General features: G+C 70.2%; 12 protein-coding genes, 1 tRNA gene and 2 pseudogenes. 10 read left to right on the forward strand and 5 right to left on the reverse strand.

Annotated elements, in window-relative coordinates; translation table 11 throughout:
- Positions 1 to 160: 160 nt before the first annotated feature.
- From AB0C96_RS39225 to AB0C96_RS39235, 3 genes are all read left to right on the forward strand, one after another.
- The gene (locus tag AB0C96_RS39225) at positions 161 to 874 is read left to right on the forward strand and encodes a hypothetical protein (protein WP_362924601.1); all 714 of its coding nucleotides are present in this window, start codon (positions 161 to 163) and stop codon (positions 872 to 874) included.
- 473 nt (positions 875 to 1347) lie between these two features.
- Positions 1348 to 2340 (forward strand): LysR family transcriptional regulator, encoded by a 993-nt coding sequence (locus AB0C96_RS39230; RefSeq protein ID WP_362924603.1) that lies wholly within the window; start codon positions 1348 to 1350, stop codon positions 2338 to 2340.
- 173 nt (positions 2341 to 2513) lie between these two features.
- A complete protein-coding gene (locus AB0C96_RS39235; protein WP_362924604.1) occupies positions 2514 to 4442 on the forward strand; it encodes a collagenase in 1929 nt (642 codons plus the stop codon).
- A 274-nt stretch (positions 4443 to 4716) separates the two neighbouring features.
- On the opposite strand, the gene AB0C96_RS39240 is transcribed toward AB0C96_RS39235, so the two are convergent.
- The gene (locus AB0C96_RS39240; RefSeq protein ID WP_362924605.1) at positions 4717 to 5901 is read right to left on the reverse strand and encodes an alanine racemase; all 1185 of its coding nucleotides are present in this window, start codon (positions 5899 to 5901) and stop codon (positions 4717 to 4719) included.
- A 155-nt stretch (positions 5902 to 6056) separates the two neighbouring features.
- Between AB0C96_RS39240 and AB0C96_RS39245 the strand changes: the two genes are divergently transcribed.
- Positions 6057 to 6644 (forward strand): cupin domain-containing protein, encoded by a 588-nt coding sequence (locus AB0C96_RS39245; RefSeq protein ID WP_362924607.1) that lies wholly within the window; start codon positions 6057 to 6059, stop codon positions 6642 to 6644.
- Positions 6645 to 6741: 97 nt separating this feature from the next.
- Here AB0C96_RS39245 and ggt read toward each other — a convergent pair whose 3' ends face one another.
- Positions 6742 to 8631, reverse strand: coding sequence for a gamma-glutamyltransferase (gene ggt, locus AB0C96_RS39250; RefSeq protein WP_362924609.1), 1890 nt, complete (start codon positions 8629 to 8631; stop codon positions 6742 to 6744).
- Positions 8632 to 9135: 504 nt separating this feature from the next.
- Here ggt and AB0C96_RS39255 point away from each other — a divergent pair.
- Complete coding sequence (locus AB0C96_RS39255; RefSeq protein WP_362924610.1) at positions 9136 to 10134, forward strand: DUF1259 domain-containing protein; 999 nt, start codon at positions 9136 to 9138, stop codon at positions 10132 to 10134.
- 53 nt (positions 10135 to 10187) lie between these two features.
- Here the strand turns inward: AB0C96_RS39255 and AB0C96_RS39260 are convergent.
- Positions 10188 to 10463: pseudogene (locus AB0C96_RS39260) on the reverse strand (carbonic anhydrase); the annotation flags it as partial.
- Between the two features lie 217 nt (positions 10464 to 10680).
- Here AB0C96_RS39260 and AB0C96_RS39265 point away from each other — a divergent pair.
- The 3 genes and pseudogenes from AB0C96_RS39265 to AB0C96_RS39275 form a co-directional block, all read left to right on the forward strand.
- Complete coding sequence (locus AB0C96_RS39265) at positions 10681 to 11358, forward strand: hypothetical protein (protein WP_362924612.1); 678 nt, start codon at positions 10681 to 10683, stop codon at positions 11356 to 11358.
- 511 nt (positions 11359 to 11869) lie between these two features.
- Positions 11870 to 12544 carry a sigma-70 family RNA polymerase sigma factor gene (locus AB0C96_RS39270; protein ID WP_362924614.1) on the forward strand — a complete coding sequence of 225 codons (675 nt, stop codon included), beginning with the start codon at positions 11870 to 11872 and terminating at the stop codon, positions 12542 to 12544.
- Positions 12545 to 12563: 19 nt separating this feature from the next.
- A pseudogene (locus AB0C96_RS39275) lies at positions 12564 to 12931 on the forward strand (ABC transporter ATP-binding protein); the annotation flags it as partial.
- Between the two features lie 183 nt (positions 12932 to 13114).
- Here AB0C96_RS39275 and AB0C96_RS39280 read toward each other — a convergent pair.
- Positions 13115 to 13233: transfer RNA gene (locus AB0C96_RS39280), tRNA-OTHER, on the reverse strand.
- A gap of 115 nt (positions 13234 to 13348) precedes the next feature.
- Positions 13349 to 14308 carry an ArsR family transcriptional regulator gene (locus AB0C96_RS39285; protein WP_362924616.1) on the reverse strand — a complete coding sequence of 320 codons (960 nt, stop codon included), beginning with the start codon at positions 14306 to 14308 and terminating at the stop codon, positions 13349 to 13351.
- A 722-nt stretch (positions 14309 to 15030) separates the two neighbouring features.
- Between AB0C96_RS39285 and AB0C96_RS39290 the strand changes: the two genes are divergently transcribed.
- Together AB0C96_RS39290 and hppD are read left to right on the forward strand one after the other, a co-directional pair.
- Positions 15031 to 15660, forward strand: coding sequence for a response regulator transcription factor (locus AB0C96_RS39290; RefSeq protein WP_362924617.1), 630 nt, complete (start codon positions 15031 to 15033; stop codon positions 15658 to 15660).
- A gap of 213 nt (positions 15661 to 15873) precedes the next feature.
- Complete coding sequence (hppD, locus tag AB0C96_RS39295) at positions 15874 to 16953, forward strand: 4-hydroxyphenylpyruvate dioxygenase (protein WP_362924618.1); 1080 nt, start codon at positions 15874 to 15876, stop codon at positions 16951 to 16953.
- Positions 16954 to 17248 lie beyond the last annotated feature (295 nt).

The raw sequence follows: 17248 nt of genomic DNA on the forward strand, positions 1-17248 counted from the left end.
ATCCCGGTGTCCGGCGCCCGATGACCCACGGTGGCGCGGCGCCCACCCAGTGAAGCGTCCGCGCCGCCCCGGCCGCTTCGAGGCCCGGGCTGCGCGATCAGGGGAACCAGCCCATTGGCTATGGTGAGCGTCGACCTGGAACGACGCTCTTTCACGGGGGATGAGCTGCGTGGACGCAATTCTGTTCAATCTGACGACTGCGGCACTGATGGTGCTGCTGTTCAAGAGCGGCTTGGCCCTGATCGGCGAAGGCACGATCCGCCGGCGGCCGGTTCCCTGGGCGGCGGTGGCGCTCACCGCCGTGGCGGTCGGCGCGGTGGTGTTGCAGCTGAGCTGGTCCGGGGCCATGGGCGCCCTCGACGGAGATCCGCGCAAGAGCGGCTGGTGGCGTGTGGTGACCTCGGTCTTCATGCAGAACGGCGGGGCCTTCGGGGCCGTCTGGAACCTCGTCACCCTCGCGGTGATCGCCGCGCTGGCGCAGTGGTTTTGGCGTGGTCCGCTCATGATGGCGCTGTTCGCCGCAGGAATCCTGCTCCCCCAGCAGATCGACGCGCTGTTCGGCGAAACCGCCCACAGCACCGATCCGCGTAATTTCGCCGGTAGTTCCGGCGCGACGTACTTCCTGGCCGCCACGCTCGCGGCGGGGCTCCTGCTGACCAGCACCGACACCAAGGAGCGGCTGCTGGCGGTGAGCGTGCCCGCGGCAGGGGCGGCGATGTGGATCGCGCAGGACAACGGGCACGGCCTGGTGGCCTGCTACGGGTTCCTCCTCGGCGCCGCCGTCCTGCCGGTCGCCCGCCGCCTGCGCCACCAGCCCGTTCCGGCCGGAGCCGTGCCGACGAACGGGCTCTCCTGCACCCGAGCACAGCAGTAGCTGCTCGCCTCTTCAGAGCACCCTGGCTTCGTCAGAGCACCCTGGCCTCGTCAGAACACCCTGTCTCCGTCGGCGCACCCCGTCTCCTTCAGAGCACTTCGCGGCCCGACCGCAGGCGTTCGGCCACGTTCGGCCGGGCTGACGGGGGGCGCAGCACGGCCGTCGCCGGTGCCCGCGGGGCGCGCGGCCGGAGCAGGGTCGGCGGGCCCTTGAGCATGTGCCACGGCGACCGCGAGCCCAGGACACCCCGCGATGCCGGCCGGCCGCAAGCCGCTTCCCGCACGGAGGGCGTGAACACGTTCCACACCGCCTGAACACCGCGCCGCAGCCACCGAGTTCGTGATCCATGGCTGAACTGCGTTCCTGGTCGCGCCGTGTCGCAGGGCGATCTTCCGCCGGAACGCCTGTGCGATTGTACTGGTTGTCGTTGGGTTTGCTTTTGTCCGAACAGCACATGACGTGGAGCGGAGCGGATGGATCTGGAACTTCGACACCTGCGTGCCTTGTGTGCGATCGCCGACGCCGGGAGCCTGGGCCGGGCCGCGAGGATCCTGAGGTACTCACAGCAGGCGGTGAGCGCACAACTCCAGCGGATCGAGGGCCACTTCGGCGAGCCGCTGTTCGAGCGCCATGCGTCGGGCGTGGAGCCGACCCGGTACGGTGCGGAAGTCCTCGCCCAGGCGCGCGAGATTCTGGAACGTGCCGATACCATCGGGCGCCGACCGGCGGACTCCGCGTCCGGAGCGCGTCAGGTCCTCCGCCTGGCCGCGACCAACTCGCCGGTCCTCTCCGGCATGGTCGTCCGGGTCCGCAGTCGTCTGCCGGAGCTGGCGCTGACCGTCAGCAGCGTCTACGCCTCCTCGGAGATCGTGGAGCGTCTGGAGAAGGGCGAGGTGGACGCGGCGATCGGCGTGGACTATCCCGGTCAGGAGTTGCGACACTCCGCCGCCATGATGCACCGCGGGATCGTCGTCGAGCCGACGTTCGTCGCGGTACCTGCGCACCACCGGGTGAAGCGCCACATGGAGGTCGCGCTCGCCGACCTGGCCGACGACGCCTGGTTCCTGACCCCTGACGACGGCGCCGGTTGGCCGGGAGTGTTCTACGCGGCATGCGACGAGGCCGGTTTCACCCCGGCGGCGGTCCACGAATTCCTCGGCGACCAGCTCCAGTTGCAGAACATGATCGCCGACGGGCTCGGGGTCTCCGTCGTACAGGCGACGCTCCGACCGATCCCCGGGGTGCTCATAAAGCCGCTGATCGGCGCCCCGTTGTGGTGCCGGTATCTGCTGGTCTGGCGGCGCGACAGCGTGACCGACGAGGTCGCGGAGACGCTCTTCCGCTCCGCCACCGCGTCCTATCGCGATCTCGTCGCCCGGTCGCCGCACTTCCAGGCATGGGCGTCACGGACGTACGGGGCGGACGGCGCGCACGGTGCGCACGGCTTCGGGCCGGCGTCGACCTGATCCCGGGGCCGTCCCCGTGCCGGGCGAACCGGCAGTTCCAGGACGGATGTTGTGGCGGGTCCGCGGATGGTGCTGTCCCCCAGCCCATGGTCTTGCGGTCAGGAGGAGTGGGACAGTCCCTGCCAGGCACCTGTCAATCTCCCCCCAGGCGCTGAGCTCGCAAAGGAGTGGTAATGCGCCATCGTTTCCCCCCACACAGATTCCTGGTCACTGGTCTGACGGCGTTCGTCGCGTCCCTCGGTCTGCTGGCCACCCCGTCACTCGCGGTACCCAGTGCGCCGCACGCCGCCAAGGCCGTCACCGGATCCCACCACGCGGTGCGGCCGCTGCCGCCGACGGGCCCGACCACCTCGACGTCGGACCGCGCCGATGTGCAGAGCAAGCCGCTCGCCACGGCCCAACTCCGCCCGCAGCGGGCGCCGGTGAAGGCGACCCACCACAGCCGGCGCGGCCACGGCCGTGCGGCGTCCTGCACGCCGGGCGACTTCGGCGGCAAGAGCGGACCGGAGCTGGTCGACTTCGTCAAGGCGTCGACCACCGACTGCGTCAACACGCTGTTCGCCATCACCGGCAAGGACGCGCACGACGTGTTCCAAGAGCCCCAGATGGTCACCGTGGCCAACGCCTTCCAGAGCCTCGCGTCGTCGTACCCCGGTGACAATTCGACCAACGTGCAGCAGCTCATCCTCTTCCTGCGCGCCGGGTACTACGTCCAGTACTACCACCCCGACGACGTCGGCAAGTACGGCCAGGACCTGGCGACCGCCATCGAAGGCGCGCTGGACACGTTCCTCGCCGGCCAGCACTTCATGGACGTCAGCGACGCGAACGGCGCCATCGCCGGCGAGGCGCTCATCCTCACCGACAGCGCCAACGAGCAGGGCCGGTACCTCAGCACTTACCAGAAGGTCCTGAACGCCTACAACAGCTCCTACGACGCGTTCCCCAGCATGGTGAACGCGGTCAACAGCGCCTACACGCCGCTGTTCCGAGGGCATCAGAACACCGCCTTCGTCCAGGCGGTCACGAAGGACCCGAGCATCATCGACACTCTCGACTCCTTCGCCCGCAACCACCTCGACCTGCTGGGCACCAACAACTCCTTCCTGACCTCCAACGCCGGCACCGAGACGAGCCGCTTCATCCAGCACCCGGAGCTCCACGACAAGGTGCAGCCGCTGATGAAGGGGCTGCTGGACGCCTCGTCGATCACCGGTCGGACCGCCCCGCTGTGGGTCGGCGTGGCCAACATGGCCGACTCCTACGACAAGGCCAACTGCTCGTTCTACGGCACCTGCGACCTGACCGACCAGCTCACCAAGGCCGCGCTGCCGATCACCCACGCCTGTGACGAGACACGCACCATCCGGGCGCAGTCGCTGACCGCCGAGGACCTCGACGCCGCCTGCGCCAGCCTCCAGAAGCAGGACGGGTACTTCCACAGCATCGCGCAGGACGGCGGCGCGATACCCAACCAGTACGAGAACACCATCGAGGTCGTGGTCTTCGGCAGTCCCGCCGACTACCGCACCTACGCCGGGCCGATATTCGGCGTCGACACCAACAACGGCGGCATCACCATGATCGGTGACCCGACCGCCTCCAACAACCAGCCCCGTTCCATCATGTACCAGAGGAGCGACGACAACGGCTTCCCGGCTCGGATCTGGAACCTGAACCACGAGTACACGCACTACCTCGACGCCCGCTACGACATGAAGGGCGACTTCAACCAGCAGACCACCGTTCCGGACATCTGGTGGATCGAGGGCCTGGCCGAGTACGTCTCCTACAGCTACCGCAACATCACCGACACCGGGGCGGTCGCCGAAGCCGGCAAGCACACCTACACGCTGAGCACGCTGTGGCAGAGCACGTACGCCAACAGTGACGTGACCCGCACCTACCCGTGGGGCTACCTCGCGGTGCGGTACATGTTCGAGAAGCACCCCGCGGACATCCAGAACATGCTCGGCAAGTTCCGGGCCGGCGACTACGCGGGCGGATACGCCGTCTACAACTCCGAGATCGGCACCCGCTACGACAACGACTTCAACACCTGGCTCGACGCGTGCGCGGCCGGCAGCTGTGCCGCACACTGACCGCCCGGCCCCGGCCTCCGATGCGGCGCTCCCGGGTCCGACGGTGATGTCGTCAGCCGCTCGGCACACCGCATCCGGCAGGCCCGGCGTCCTCTCCCGACACGGGCACGTCAGCGGCGGCACCTGGCGGTACTGAAGTCTCCGGTACGGAATCGAGGTTCCCGGACGGGCGTGACGGCCCGTCCGGGAACCTCGTAGGTGTGTGCGCTGCCGAGCGGTTGTCGTGCCGGCAGCGGCCGACGACACCGGTCGGGCCGTTGCCGTGCGGTTCCGGCTACCGGTGGAACCGCGGGTGCCACACGTCCCGCACCTCTCCCTCCTCGTCGGTGACGGCGATGTCCGGCCAGCGGTCGAAGGCCGCGCAGGGGTGGGAGATGCCGAGGTCGACCGTGTCGCCCACGGCCAGCCCCGCCGTGTCGGCGAGGACCAGGTGATGGTCGTAGATCTGGGCTGCGGTGCCCCGGGCCACGGGACGCGGCGTGCCGTTCTCCGCGTACGCGGCGAGGAGGACGGGCAGGCCGGCGTCGTAGGGGAGTTCACGCTTCCCGGCGCCGACGACGGCGGTGCCGGGCTCGGGGGTGGACAGGACGGCGGCCCGGACGGTGAGCGCCGGGCGCAGGCCGGGCAGCGGCGAGACCTGGGCGTAGGTCCCGTGGTCGTGGGTGACGTAGCAGCCGGAGCGCAGTACGGGCACCAGGGGCAGATCGGCGCACCGGCGCGCGAGGTCCGCCGCGGCGTCGGCGACCCGGTCGGGAAAGGCCGAGCCGCCCATGCTGAAGACCGGCCGCGGGGTCTGGAACAGCGGGACGAGGGAGGCGAAGGCATCGGCCGTCGTACGACAGTGGGCGTCGACCGCGGCGAGCGTGGCGGCGTCCCGGTGGTTGGGGCGTACGCCCTCGTAGCCGGCCACACCGGTCAGCTTCAGCCCGTCCGCCGCCTGCGCCACGGCCGCCCCCAGCTCGTACGCCTCGGCGGCGCCGCGCACTCCGGTACGGCCGCCCGGCACGCCGACGTCGACCAGCATCCGGAGCGGATTGTCGGCGCCCGCCATGATCGCACCGGCGTACCGGAGCCCGGCCGGGGAGTCGACGAGGCAGAAGAGCTCCAGGTCGGGCGTGGTGTCGAGGCGTTGGCGCAGGAGCGCCAGGTCGGCGGGGTGGACGACCTGGTTGGCGATGAGGATCCGGCGCACCCCCCAGCTCAGCGCGATGTCGGCCTGGCGGGCGGTGGCCACCGTCACGCCCCAGGCGCCGGCGGCGAGCTGCCGCTCGACCACGGGGCGGGTCATCGTGGTCTTGATGTGGGGGCACAGTTCGAGGTGGCGCGCACGGCACCACTCCGCCATGAGGTCCACGTTGTGCTCCAACGCGCCCAGGTGGAGGCGGAGTTCGGGCAGTGCGCGGGCTCGGTTGCCGGCGGCGGCGGCGGAGGTGGGGGCGGAAGCGGCAGCGGAGTCCATCTGTCCTCATGGTTCTCGGCGGGACGGTCGGCGAGCTGGCGCCCACCTCGATGTCGTCTATAGAAGACGGACAGTAGAGGATATGAGACGGAGGGGCAAACGATATAGTGGATCGAGCATCGCATTTAGACGACATTCGGAAGGGTGAGGGGCGCGTGGCGAAGGACGGCGATCAGGGCGCGACAGCCGACGCCGGTGACGGCATCGGCCGTCACCTGCGCCGCGAGCGACAGGCGCGGGGCCTCACGCTGGAACAGCTCGCCGAGAGGACGGGGCTGTCCCGGAGCTACCTCAGCAACGTCGAGCGGGACGTCAACAGCCCGACGATCAACACGCTGCGCACAATCGTGAACGCCCTCGGCACCACCCTCAGCCGGCTGCTGCACGCCGTCGACCGCGAGCAGCGCGTCCTGACCCGCCCCGACCAGCGCGTCGAGCTGACCCGGGCCGGGGTGGACGGGGTCACCTACACCCTCCTGAACCCCGACCACGGCGGCAGGCTGGAGATGATGATGCTGGAGGTGGCCCCGGGGGCCTCGTCCGGCGACCGGCCGCACAGCCACACCGGCGAGGAGGTCGGCGTCCTGCTCAGCGGCGCACTGGACTACTGGGTCGACGGTGTCCACCACCGCCTGGGGCCCGGCGACTGCGTCAGCTTCCCCTCCACCACCCCGCACCGCTACAGCAACCCCGGCGACGTCCCGGCGGTCTGCGTCTGGGCCGAGACCCCTCCGAGTTTCTGATCCTCCGGCGCGGTGCGGCGCGGAAACCGTCACCGCACCGGAGGTCCGGGTCGTCGCTCAGATCGGGGAGGGGCGACGACCCGGGTGATCCGTGCGGCTACTGCGCACTCCCCGCGGCGCCGGACTCGTGGAGCACCATCGCGGATCCACCGCCCCGTCGCTTCGGTTCGGCGACCGCCTGGATCCGGCCGTCATGGAGGAACTCCAGGGCGGCGACGGCACCGATCTCCGGCGAGGGGGTGAAGGTCTTGGGGGCCTCCACGAAGTGCTGGCCGAGGCGTTCCAGCGCGGCGCGCTCAGGGGAGTCGAGGAACGCCGGTTCGGCCTCGGTGTCCGCGCGGTTGCGCTGTGAGATCCGCGGTGCGGCGACCGCTTCGGGCAACGTCATCCCCAGGTCGACCCGGTTGACCAGGGTCTGAAGCACGGTCGTGATGATCGTGGCCCCACCGGGAGAGCCGACGGCGAGGTACGGATGGCCGTCCTTCAAGACGATCGTCGGTGACATGCTGCTGCGCGGGCGCTTGCCGGGACCGGGCAGGTTCGGGCCGGGCACGTCCTTGGCGAGCGGGGTGAAGTCGAAGTCGGTCAGCTCGTTGTTGAGCAGGAATCCGCGTCCGGGCACGGTGATCGCGGAGCCGCCGGTCTGCTCGATGGTGAGGGTGTACGACACCACGTTGCCCCAGCGGTCGGAGGCCACCAGATGCGTGGTCGAGGGGCCCTCGTAGGGCTCCGGGCTGCCGGTGCGCTGCGCACACCGGGATCCTGGGTTGCGCGGATCCGCGGGTGCGAGCGGGCTGGTGAGGGTGGCCGTGGGGCTGATCAGGCAGGCGCGGTCCTTGGCGAACGGCTTGCCGAGCAGCTCCTTGGTCGGCACGTCGGAGAAGGCCGGGTCACCCACCCACCGGTTGCGGTCGGCGAACGCGATGCGGCTGGCCTCCAGGTAGTGGTGCAGCGCCTGGACCCGGTCGCCGGCGGACAGCGGGAAGTTCTCCAGGATGTTGAGCGCCTCGCCGACGGTGGTGCCGCCGGAGGACGACGGTGCCATGGAGTACACGTCGAGGCCGCGGTAGGCGAGGTGCGTCGGGTCGCGGCGCAGCGCGGTGTAGTCCGCGAGATCCCCGGTCTCCATCAGGCCGGGGCGCACCGTCGCGGTGGAGTCCGGTGCCACGGGCGGGTGCTGCACGGTCCTGACGATGTCGCGCCCGATCGTGCCGCGGTAGAGGGCGCCCACCCCCTTGCGGGCGAGTTCCCGGTAGGTACGGGCGAGGTCCGGATTGCGGAAGCGCGACCCCACGACGGGCAGTTCACCGTTCGGCAGAAAGAGCTCCGCGGTGGAGGAGATCTTCCGGAAGCGCTCCTCGTTCATCTCGGTCTGGGCCCGGAACTCGTCATTGACGACGAAGCCCTTGTCGGCGATCCGGGTGGCGGGTCGCAGGGCCTGGGCGAGCGGGATGGTTCCCCAGTGCTTCAGCGCCTTCTGCCACGTCGCCGGTGTGCCCGGTATGCCCACGGACAATCCGGAATTGACGGCTTCGGAGAACGGAATGGGCTTGCCCGTCGACGGATCGATGAACGCATCCGACTTCATACGGGCCGGGGCGGTCTCCCGGCCGTCGAGGGTCCTCACCTTGCCGGTGCGGGCGTTGTAGTACGTGAAGTAACCACCGCCGCCGATTCCCGCCGAGTACGGCTCGACGACCCCCAGGGTGGCAGCGGTGGCGACCGCCGCGTCGACGGCGTTGCCACCACGACGCAGAACGTCGATGCCGGCCTGGGAGGCGTACGGGTTGACGCTGGCGACCGCTCCCCCGCTGCCGGTGGCGACGGCTTCCTTGCCGGGCGGCTTGAGGCCGGATTCGGATGCGGCCAAGGCGGTGGAGGGCGTGGTGCCGGTCCCTGGGTGGGCACCGGCGCTGAGGGAGAAGACCAGGGGGACTGCGATCACCGCTGCGGATGCTGCGGCGACCACAGTACGACGGACGGGCATGACGCCTCCGGAGATCTCGGGCGACTGAGCTGGCCGAAACCTTCGCAGGAGGTGACCGCCGCATCAAAGCCTTCTGCCGATAATTTGCGCTTCTTCTGAGGTTCCGCGTGCGGCTCGGTGCGGCACGCTCCGCCCGGACCGGGACGGAGCCGCACCGTCCGACGCCCCCTCACACCACGTTCCACCCGGGCCGGTCGACCTCCCCGGGGTACCACGGCCACTCCCCCGCTCCGTCGCCGACGGAGCACCGAGCGGTCACCGGGGCGGGACCACGACCGCGCTCCGCTCCGCAGCCTCAACAGCCGTGCGGCACAGCGCCGATGGCAGAATCCGCCGATGACTGCCCAAGGGCCGCCGCGTCCACCGATGTCCGCGAGGGAGCCCGACCGCGAATGCCTCACCCGTCGCGCGACAACTACTTAGCCCATCCAGCCCAAGTGAGAGCGGTCATGACCGTATATCCAGCCCGCCATGCTTCCATCTCGTCATGGAGGTGCTCACGTGATGGCTGGAGACCGACAGCAGGACACCGACCCGCGAGCGGGTGCGCCGCGACGCCGCGTGCTGGCCGCCGCCGCCCTGACTCCGATGCTGGTCGGGGCATCGACACCGGCCCGCGCCCGGCCCATCGGAGCGACCCGGGCGCGGAGCCGCGAACTGGTCGAACCAGTGCGCACCAAGCTGGCGGAGTGGATGGGCGTGGCCGGCACGCTGGGGCGCATGGGCGACATGAAGCGCGACGTGATGTACCACACGAGCCTCCCGCGCCGGGATCTCCGGGTGGTTTCCCGCAGGATCACCGTCAAACCGGCGCTCGCCCTGGGTTCGCACGTGTCCTTCGTCCGCTACGCCGACGACAGCACACTGGTGATGGGCGATGTGGTGGTCACCGAGGACGAACTACAGCAGTTCACCGATGTCCTGCACGAGCACGAGATCGGCCTGACCGCCATCCACAAGCACCTGCTCTCCCAGGCTCCCAACATCTGGTGGATCCATGTGCACGCGCACGGCGACGACCCGCTGGCCGTCGCCCGCGGGTTGCGCGCGGCGTTCGACCGCACCGGCACTCCGCCTCCCCTCCCGCTCTCGCCGGAGCCGCCCGTCGAACTCGACACCGCCGGCATCGATGCCGCGCTGGGCGTCAAGGGTTCCACCGACGAGGGCATCTACAAGTGCGTCTTCGTCCGCCGCGAGACCGTCACCGACGGCCGACTGGTGCTCCCCCCGGGCCTGGGGTCGACCAGTGCCTTCAACTTCCAGCCGCTGGGCGACGGCCGGGCCGCGATCAGCGGCGACTGCGCCATGATCGCCAAGGAGGTCCAAGAGGTGCTGGTGATCCTGCGCCGGGCCGGTGCCAAGCTCGTCGAGCTCCACAACCACGGCCTGACGGACAAACCCCGGCTGTTCTTCACCCACTTCTGGGCCGTCGGCGACGGCGTGCGGCTGGCACGGGCCCTGCGCCCCGCGGTGGAAGCCACCAACGTCGTGCCGGCCGGCTGACCAGCCACGCGGGCGTCCGGCAGCCGACCCGGCGACCGCCGCGCCGTCCCCGCTTCGCGGACTGCCTGGTCGTACGCCGGCCGTAGGGCGCGGACGATCGCCTGGAGGTTGCCGGGCAGCGGCTTGCCGTCGCGCAGGGACGTGTACGCAGCCTTGACGGCGCCGCATCGCTGATGTCCGAGGACCACGACGAGCGGGGTGCCGCTCGTCATGGGCCCGTACTCCACGGAGCCGGTGACCACCGGGCCGACCGCCTCGCCCCCGTGCGCAATCACGTAGAGGTCACCGTCACCCAGCCCTGAGTCGAAGAGGAGTTCAGGCGGCACTCGTCGGTGGGCGATTGTTCAGCGTGGTGGGGGTGACCCGGCAGCAGGCGCCAGCGGACACGGGCCCGTGTGCCACCGACGGCCCACACGGCTTGGGTGTCGCGTGCACCAGCGCATGGTTGCACCGGCCGGCTCACAACAGTCGGAAGGCTTCCGTCCGGTCGGATAATTCGCTTCTGGAGCACCAATCGGCCAGGCCGGGTGGCAGCATGGCAGCGCTATGCCCGCCGAGTCGCTGTCGAGATGGGTGCGCACCGGGCTGTTCGCCGCGGTGTGCGTGGCGCTGTCCGCGGCCGGCCACGCGATGATGTCCGGCTCCGATGTCGCCCCGTCGGCTCTGGCCGCCGCGTTCCTGGCCACGGGCGTCGGAGCCTGGGTGGCGGCGGGTCGGGAGCGCGGTCCGGTCGCGATCGTGGGCGGGCTCCTGGGTGTGCAGGTGATGCTGCACCAACTGTTCGCCTGGGCGCAGCAGCGGCCGGTGGCCCTGACCATGCGGATGCCGATGGGCACGGACATGGGCACGGACATGGGGGTGGGCATGGGCATGACTCATGTCCAGGTACAGACGCACATGGGGACCGGGTCGTCCGCCGTGGTGCACGGCGGACACAGCTCCCTCGGGATGGTGGCCGGTCATGGAGTGGCCGCCGTGGTGTGCGGGCTGTGGCTGTGGTGGGGCGAGACCGCAGTCTTCCGACTGCTGCGCTGTCTGGGCATGGTGGCCGTGTGGGCCGTGGGCTCGCTCAGGCTCCTGACCGTCTGTTTCGTTGGTCCCGTACGGCGGCCGAGCCCGTGGGCCGGGTCGCGTGCGGAGCTTCCCGTCGCCCGGTTGCGGGCGGCGCTGCTGTGCCATGTGCAGTCGCGGCGCGGGCCGCCGCGGGAGTTGGCGTACCCCTGAGCGTCCATCGCGGGCTGCCGGGCCGACCCGGCGGCCCGCCGACGGATGTCCGCACGCTCGTGCTCCGGCGGCTGCCGGTGGGCGGGCTGCCGGCATCGGTGCGGGGCGATGGGTGCGCGGCGTCAACCACCGTCGTGGCCGCCCGTGATCGCGGGCTCGCGGCGGGACTCTCCCTGCCTTGCGGCCGGCCGTCCCGGCCCTGCCACCGGAGGGGTGGCGGCGAACGTCACGGGACGACGGCCGTCCATCCGCCGTGCCCTGTCGCCGTCCGGCGCCGGCGCGGCCGTGCACCGAGGACTGATCCCCGATGACACGAATACACCCTCGGCGCGCGCTCGAACGCGCCGCCGTTCGCCGGGCCACGGCCCCGTTCCCTGCCCCTAGTGATGGCCCTTGTGATGCCCGTTGTGAGGTCTCTTCTGAGGTCCCTTGTGACCACGGCGCCGTCGTCGCCGCCACGACGCCGCCGGCTTGCACGCGGGCCGCCGGCTCCCGGAACGGGAGGCCTGCGGTGGACGATGAGCAGGTGACCGCCCTTGCAGTGGCGGCCCGCGCCGGCGATCCGTCGGCGGTGGACGCGTTCATCCGGGCCACCCAGCAGGATGTGTGGCGGTTCGTCGCCCACCTGACCGATGCCCAGTCGGCCGACGACCTCGCCCAGGAGACGTATCTGCGCGCACTGTGCAGTCTCTCCCGCTTCGCCGGCCGTTCCTCGGCCCGTACCTGGCTGCTGTCGATCGCCCGTCGTGTCGTCGTGGACCGGTACCGCGCCGCCTCGGCGCGCCCGAGGAAGGCGGACCTGGCCGACTGGGAGGAGACCGCGGAACGGTGCCAGCCGCGCGGCCTACCGGGGTTCGAGGAAGGGGTGGCGCTCGGCGACCTGCTCGCGGGCGTGCCGGACGAACGGCGGGACGCGTTCGTGCTCACCCAGGTCCTGGGTCTGCCGTACGCGGAGGCGGCGCAGGTGGCCGGCTGTCCGGTGGGCACGGTGCGGTCGCGGGTCGCACGGGCCCGGGGCCAGCTGATCACGATGCTGCGGGCCGCCGAGGAGGACGCGGAACGTACCCGCGGGACGACCGGCGAAGGAAGCCGGGAACTCAAGGGGTCCGGCGTCCGACAGCCCTCCTTGACAGGGGCGCACGCCTCCGGCCTGCGGCACGCAGCGACGGTGGGGAGGAGGGCGTGATGGACGACTCGGCATACGCATGGTCGAGGTCTCCTGTCGTCACGGGCGGCAGGAGGTGGTGCGAGACGTGGATCTCGCTGTCGCGCCCGGTGAGCGGGTGGCGCTGACCGGCACCGACGGATCGGGCAAGACGTCGCTGCTGCGCGCGGTGCTGGGACTGCACCGCAACGTCGGCGGGCAGATTGCGGCGGGCGACCGGCCGACCAGGACGGCGGCCGAGTGGGCGTGGCGCCGCCGGGCCTGCGGATGGATTCCGCAGGCCCGGCGGCCGGTCGATTCCCGCTGCTGGTGCGGGAGTTGCCGGCCAGCAGCGGGGAGGTGGCGGAGGCCGCGGAGCTGCTGGGCGTCGGCGAACTGACCGATCGGCCCCTGCACACGCTGTCCGGACCTCGCGCGGCCGCCCCCACAGAGACACGAGGAGCTCGGCCGGCGGTTCAGGCGGTCGCGTCACCGTGGCTTCGGGCATCGACGCCCCAGCAGCAGTTGCCGGAGCAGGAGTTGGAGCAGGTGCAGGTGCAGGTGCAGGTGCAGGTGCAGGTGCACGAGCGCCAGCAGGAAAGCGGTCGGTTGCGGCGCCGGCGGGATTCGAACCCGCGGACAGAGCAGGGCAGGCCCGCCCGCACTCCGTCAGTCGTCGTGAGGGGGGACTCCCCCACGACGATCGCAATGGGCCGCTCTGCCACGGCTCCGCAACCTACGGGACCGCGCGATCCCGCTCCGCCGAGCGTAGAGACAGCCCGGGAACGAGGCGACCCTATTCCGCGGCCCTGCACGCACTCATGAAACTGATGAAACCCTTGAAACTCATGGGCTCCCGTGGACGAGGAGATCCAGACCCAGGGGCGTGCACCAGTGCCACACGGCTTTGCCGTCCCTCTGCGAGACGATCAGGCCGGCCTCGCGGAGGGTCTTGGCCTGCATGGAGGCGGCAGCCAGGCTGACAGCGAGTTCTCTGGCGAGATCGCCGGTGGTGCGCTCCTCAACGAGCAGTCGCAAGGCGTGCGCACGGGTGCTGCCGACAAGGGCGGAGAGCGGATCCCCGGACGTCGTCGTGTCCCGAAGCGGCAGCGGAGTGACAGCCGGATAGATCAGGAGGAGTCGCCCGTCCGCGTGGGGAGCGGCCAGGACGTGGTCGGCCCAGAAGAGCGAGGGTTGCAGGATGATGCCGTGCCCATTGAGGGTGAGTTCGAGGTCTCGGGGAAACGCCGCTTCCAGGGTCAGGCCGCTCCAGCGGATCGACGGCGCCAGGCTCGTCAGGGCGGCGCGTAGGCCTTGCTGGGCGAGGATGCGCGAGCGCCAGGCCGTTTCCGCGTGGAATCCGGCCTGGATGCGGGGCCAGGCCTCAGCGATGACGCTGGCGTGGGCGGTGTGAACGGCCTGTTGAAGGATCTGCCAGGCGTCTCGGTCCCGGTCGGCGAGGTCACGCACCCAGGGGGTCAGGGGGCGGTCGATCGCGCACATCCTGCGCAGTTCGGCGCGCGCCCGGGCACGGGGCGTGGACAGGATCTGGTCCATGCCTTCTTCGAGATCGCGGCTGGGAGGGTCCAGGAAGAGCGGCCCGGCACCCAGCGGGGAGACCATCTGCAAAAGAGGGCGAGCCAGCCGCGGCAGCGTCCGGGTCGTGCGTTGTCGCCAGGGCCCGAACACCGGGTGCGCATCGCGGCGCTGGAGCATCTCGAAGGCCAAGCCGAGTTCGACCAGCGGCGCGGGCCGGTCGGCGACCGTCACCCTCAGCAGGTCCTCTGCGGTGCAGTGGACTCTCAACAACGCCCCACCCCCCGACCGAGGCGTAGCAATTCAGCCTCACTGAAAGCATCGCGCCACCCCATGGGAGCGGGGAGTCTGTTACGCGCCAAGCAACAACTGCCGCCTGCCATTTGGGAGCATCCTCACGCCCGCACTCCACCTGACCCGCGCCCCGGAAAGCCAGCTGCGGTCGCAGCGGCGCCAGGGCCCTCACCAGGTCGATCGGCAGCGTGCCACGACCTCGGAAATCCGCTCGTCGCGCCGCGACACATCTTTGCCGCGACAAAACGCGGCCGCGCAGTAGGCTGAATTAGACCAGCTGAAGGAAGTTGACGCGCACGGGGTGCTAGGGAGGGCCGGCCTCCGCCTGCCTCAGCGACAACGTTGCCCGCCGACCTCGGGCAACCGCTGCGGGACCACGCTGAGCCGTCGGCGGCGCACGTGGAGGGTGGGGCCCGATGTCCCGCTCGGGGTGTGGCCCGGCCGTGCTGGTGGCCGGCTCGGTGACGCCGTTCTCAGGCACGTCGGGCACGTCAAGCAGGTCAGGCGCGTCAAGCAGGTCAGGTACGTCAAGCACGTCAAGCACGAGATGTTCTCGGGAAGAACGGGGGGTCGAGGTGTTGGAGGAAGGGCGTTTAGAGAGGCCGCGCGACGGTGGACTCGGTGGGGTCGCGGGGTACGGGCGGTTACCGGTTCCAGGTTCCTTGGGCGAGCCGTCGGTGCCCACCGCGGTGCGGGTCATGCTGGTGGCGGAGCAGTCGGTGACGCGGGCCGGGCTCCGGTCGATTTTGACCTCGGCGCCGGAACTGCGCGTGATGAGCAGCTACGGCGATCCGAAGCAGGCCATGGAGGCGTCGCGCCAGGAGCAGCCGGAGGTCATCCTCGTCGGCACACGGGAGGGGCTGGCCGCGGACGCGGCCGTCGCGCAGCAGTTGGTGTCGGTGAATGCCGCGCCGCGGGCGAAGGCCATCTTGCTGCATCCGGCTGAGACCGGCGTGGAGGTGTCCCAGGTCCTCACCGGCGGTGTGCACGGCTGCATCGATCCGGCGATGGACGAGGAACAGATCATCCGGGCGGTAACCACCGTGGCCATGGGTGGTGCGGTGTTTTTGCCCGCGCCCAAGGTGCAGCAGGTGGAGTTGATGACGGCGATCGAGGGGCCCAGCCCGGCGGAGGCCCGTTTGACCGAGCGGGAGCGCGCGGTGCTGGGCAAACTCGCCTGTGGACTGAGCAACTCCGAAATCGCCACGGAGTTGTTCCTGGCCGAGGCGACCGTGAAGAAGCACCTGACCCAGGCCATGCGCAAAATCGGGCAGCCTGACCGACTGCGTGCCGGTCTGTACGCCTACCAACATGGCATCTTCCGCTAGCTGATCGGCACCGCCGACGGGCGACCATCGGAGTATGTCGGGGTCACCATCGGAGTACGCCGAGGTCACCATCGAAGCAGTGCGCGTCTCCGAAGGTGTGTTCTGCCAGGTGTCAACCAGCGGTTAATTTTGTTTCGCTCTTTTGGTACGGCCTGCCGCCCCTTGACCGAGGGGTGGCGGGCGTCAACTCGCCATGCCATAGCGGGGGTTTCGTTGAGCGATTACAGCATCAGCCATGTCGAATTCTATGTCGGGGATGCCCGGCAGGCCGCCTATTACTACCGCACCGCATTCGGCTTCCGGACGATTGCGGAAGGCGGTCCGGAGACCGGCCAGAAGGACCGCCGGTCCATTCTGCTCGCACAGGGCGACATTCGCCTCCTGATGACGTCGGACCTGACGCCGGACGGCGTGGTGGCCCGGTACGTGGCGCGGCACGGTGACGGAGTGGCCAACATCGCGCTGCGGGTACAGGACGCCGAGCAGGCGTTCGGCAGGGCCGTGGCGCAGGGCGCCGCGCCGGTGGCCGAGCCGTGCCCGGTCGAGCAGCCGGACGGCACCGTCGTCTCCGCCGCCGTGACGGCGTTCGGTGACACCGTCCACTCCTTCGTGCAGTACGAACACGACGGGCAGTTGCCCGGCCCGCATCTGCGCCGGGTGGAGTCCGCCGACGACGCACCGGACGAACAGCAACTCCATACGCTGGACCATTTCGCCGTCTGCCTCCCGGCCGGTGAACTCGCGAAGACCGTGGCCTTTTACGAAAAGGGACTTGGATTCTGCGAGGCATTCGAGGAGTTCATCGAGGTTGGCGACCAGGCCATGGAATCCAAGGTGGTGCGCAGTACGTCCGGCGCCGTCACCTTCACGTTCCTGGAGCCCGATGTACGGCGTAAGCCGGGCCAGATCGACGCATTCCTGGATGCGCACGGCGGGGCCGGCGTCCAGCACCTGGCTTTCAGTACCTCGGCGATTGCCGGTGCGGTGCGGAGACTCTCGTCCCAGGGCGTGGAGTTCCTGCACACCCCGGCCACGTACTACGAGGCGGTGGAGGGCCGGGTGGGCCCGCTCGGCGGCGATCTGGACGTCCTGCGGGAGCTGTGCGTGCTCGCCGACCGGGACGACTGGGGACTGCTGTACCAGATCTTCACCCGCTCGCCGCACGCCCGGGGGACGTTCTTCCTCGAACTCATCGAGCGGCGCGGGGCGCAGACCTTCGGCAGCGGCAACATCAAGGGCCTCTACGAGGCGGTCGAGCGGGCACAGGCGGCCTCGGGCGCGGGCGCTCGCTGACCGGGACCGACTGGCAGACCGCAGACGCACGAACCACGGACCACGAACACACGGACCACCAGATCACGGATCAAGAGGTCAGGGATCAGGGATCAGGGATCACAGAACGGCGCATACAACGCACACAACACACACGACCGAGCGTTGGGAAGGACCACGATGACCGCACCTGTACGCCCCCTCAGCGAGGAAGACCACGCGCTGCTGCCCTCCGACGACGAGGTGATGTTCTACCAGGAGCACGGCTGGTACCTGTCGAAGAAGCTGCTGACCGACGAGGAGGTCGACCTGCTGG

It is taken from the genome of Streptomyces sp. NPDC048506 (genome assembly GCF_040651315.1).
GTDB lineage: Bacteria > Actinomycetota > Actinomycetes > Streptomycetales > Streptomycetaceae > Streptomyces.

What these genes read in the sequence shown, in the direction of transcription:
- AB0C96_RS39235 (WP_362924604.1), top strand. Translation starts at nt 2,514, where the DNA reads ATGCGCCATCGTTTCCCCCCACACAGATTCCTGGTCACTGGTCTGACG.
- AB0C96_RS39230 (WP_362924603.1), top strand. Translation starts at nt 1,348, where the DNA reads ATGGATCTGGAACTTCGACACCTGCGTGCCTTGTGTGCGATCGCCGAC.
- AB0C96_RS39255 (WP_362924610.1), top strand. Translation starts at nt 9,136, where the DNA reads ATGGCTGGAGACCGACAGCAGGACACCGACCCGCGAGCGGGTGCGCCG.
- AB0C96_RS39290 (WP_362924617.1), top strand. Translation starts at nt 15,031, where the DNA reads ATGCTGGTGGCGGAGCAGTCGGTGACGCGGGCCGGGCTCCGGTCGATT.
- AB0C96_RS39265 (WP_362924612.1), top strand. Translation starts at nt 10,681, where the DNA reads ATGCCCGCCGAGTCGCTGTCGAGATGGGTGCGCACCGGGCTGTTCGCC.
- AB0C96_RS39240 (WP_362924605.1), bottom strand. Translation starts at nt 5,901, where the DNA reads ATGGACTCCGCTGCCGCTTCCGCCCCCACCTCCGCCGCCGCCGCCGGC.
- ggt (WP_362924609.1), bottom strand. Translation starts at nt 8,631, where the DNA reads ATGCCCGTCCGTCGTACTGTGGTCGCCGCAGCATCCGCAGCGGTGATC.
- AB0C96_RS39225 (WP_362924601.1), top strand. Translation starts at nt 161, where the DNA reads ATGAGCTGCGTGGACGCAATTCTGTTCAATCTGACGACTGCGGCACTG.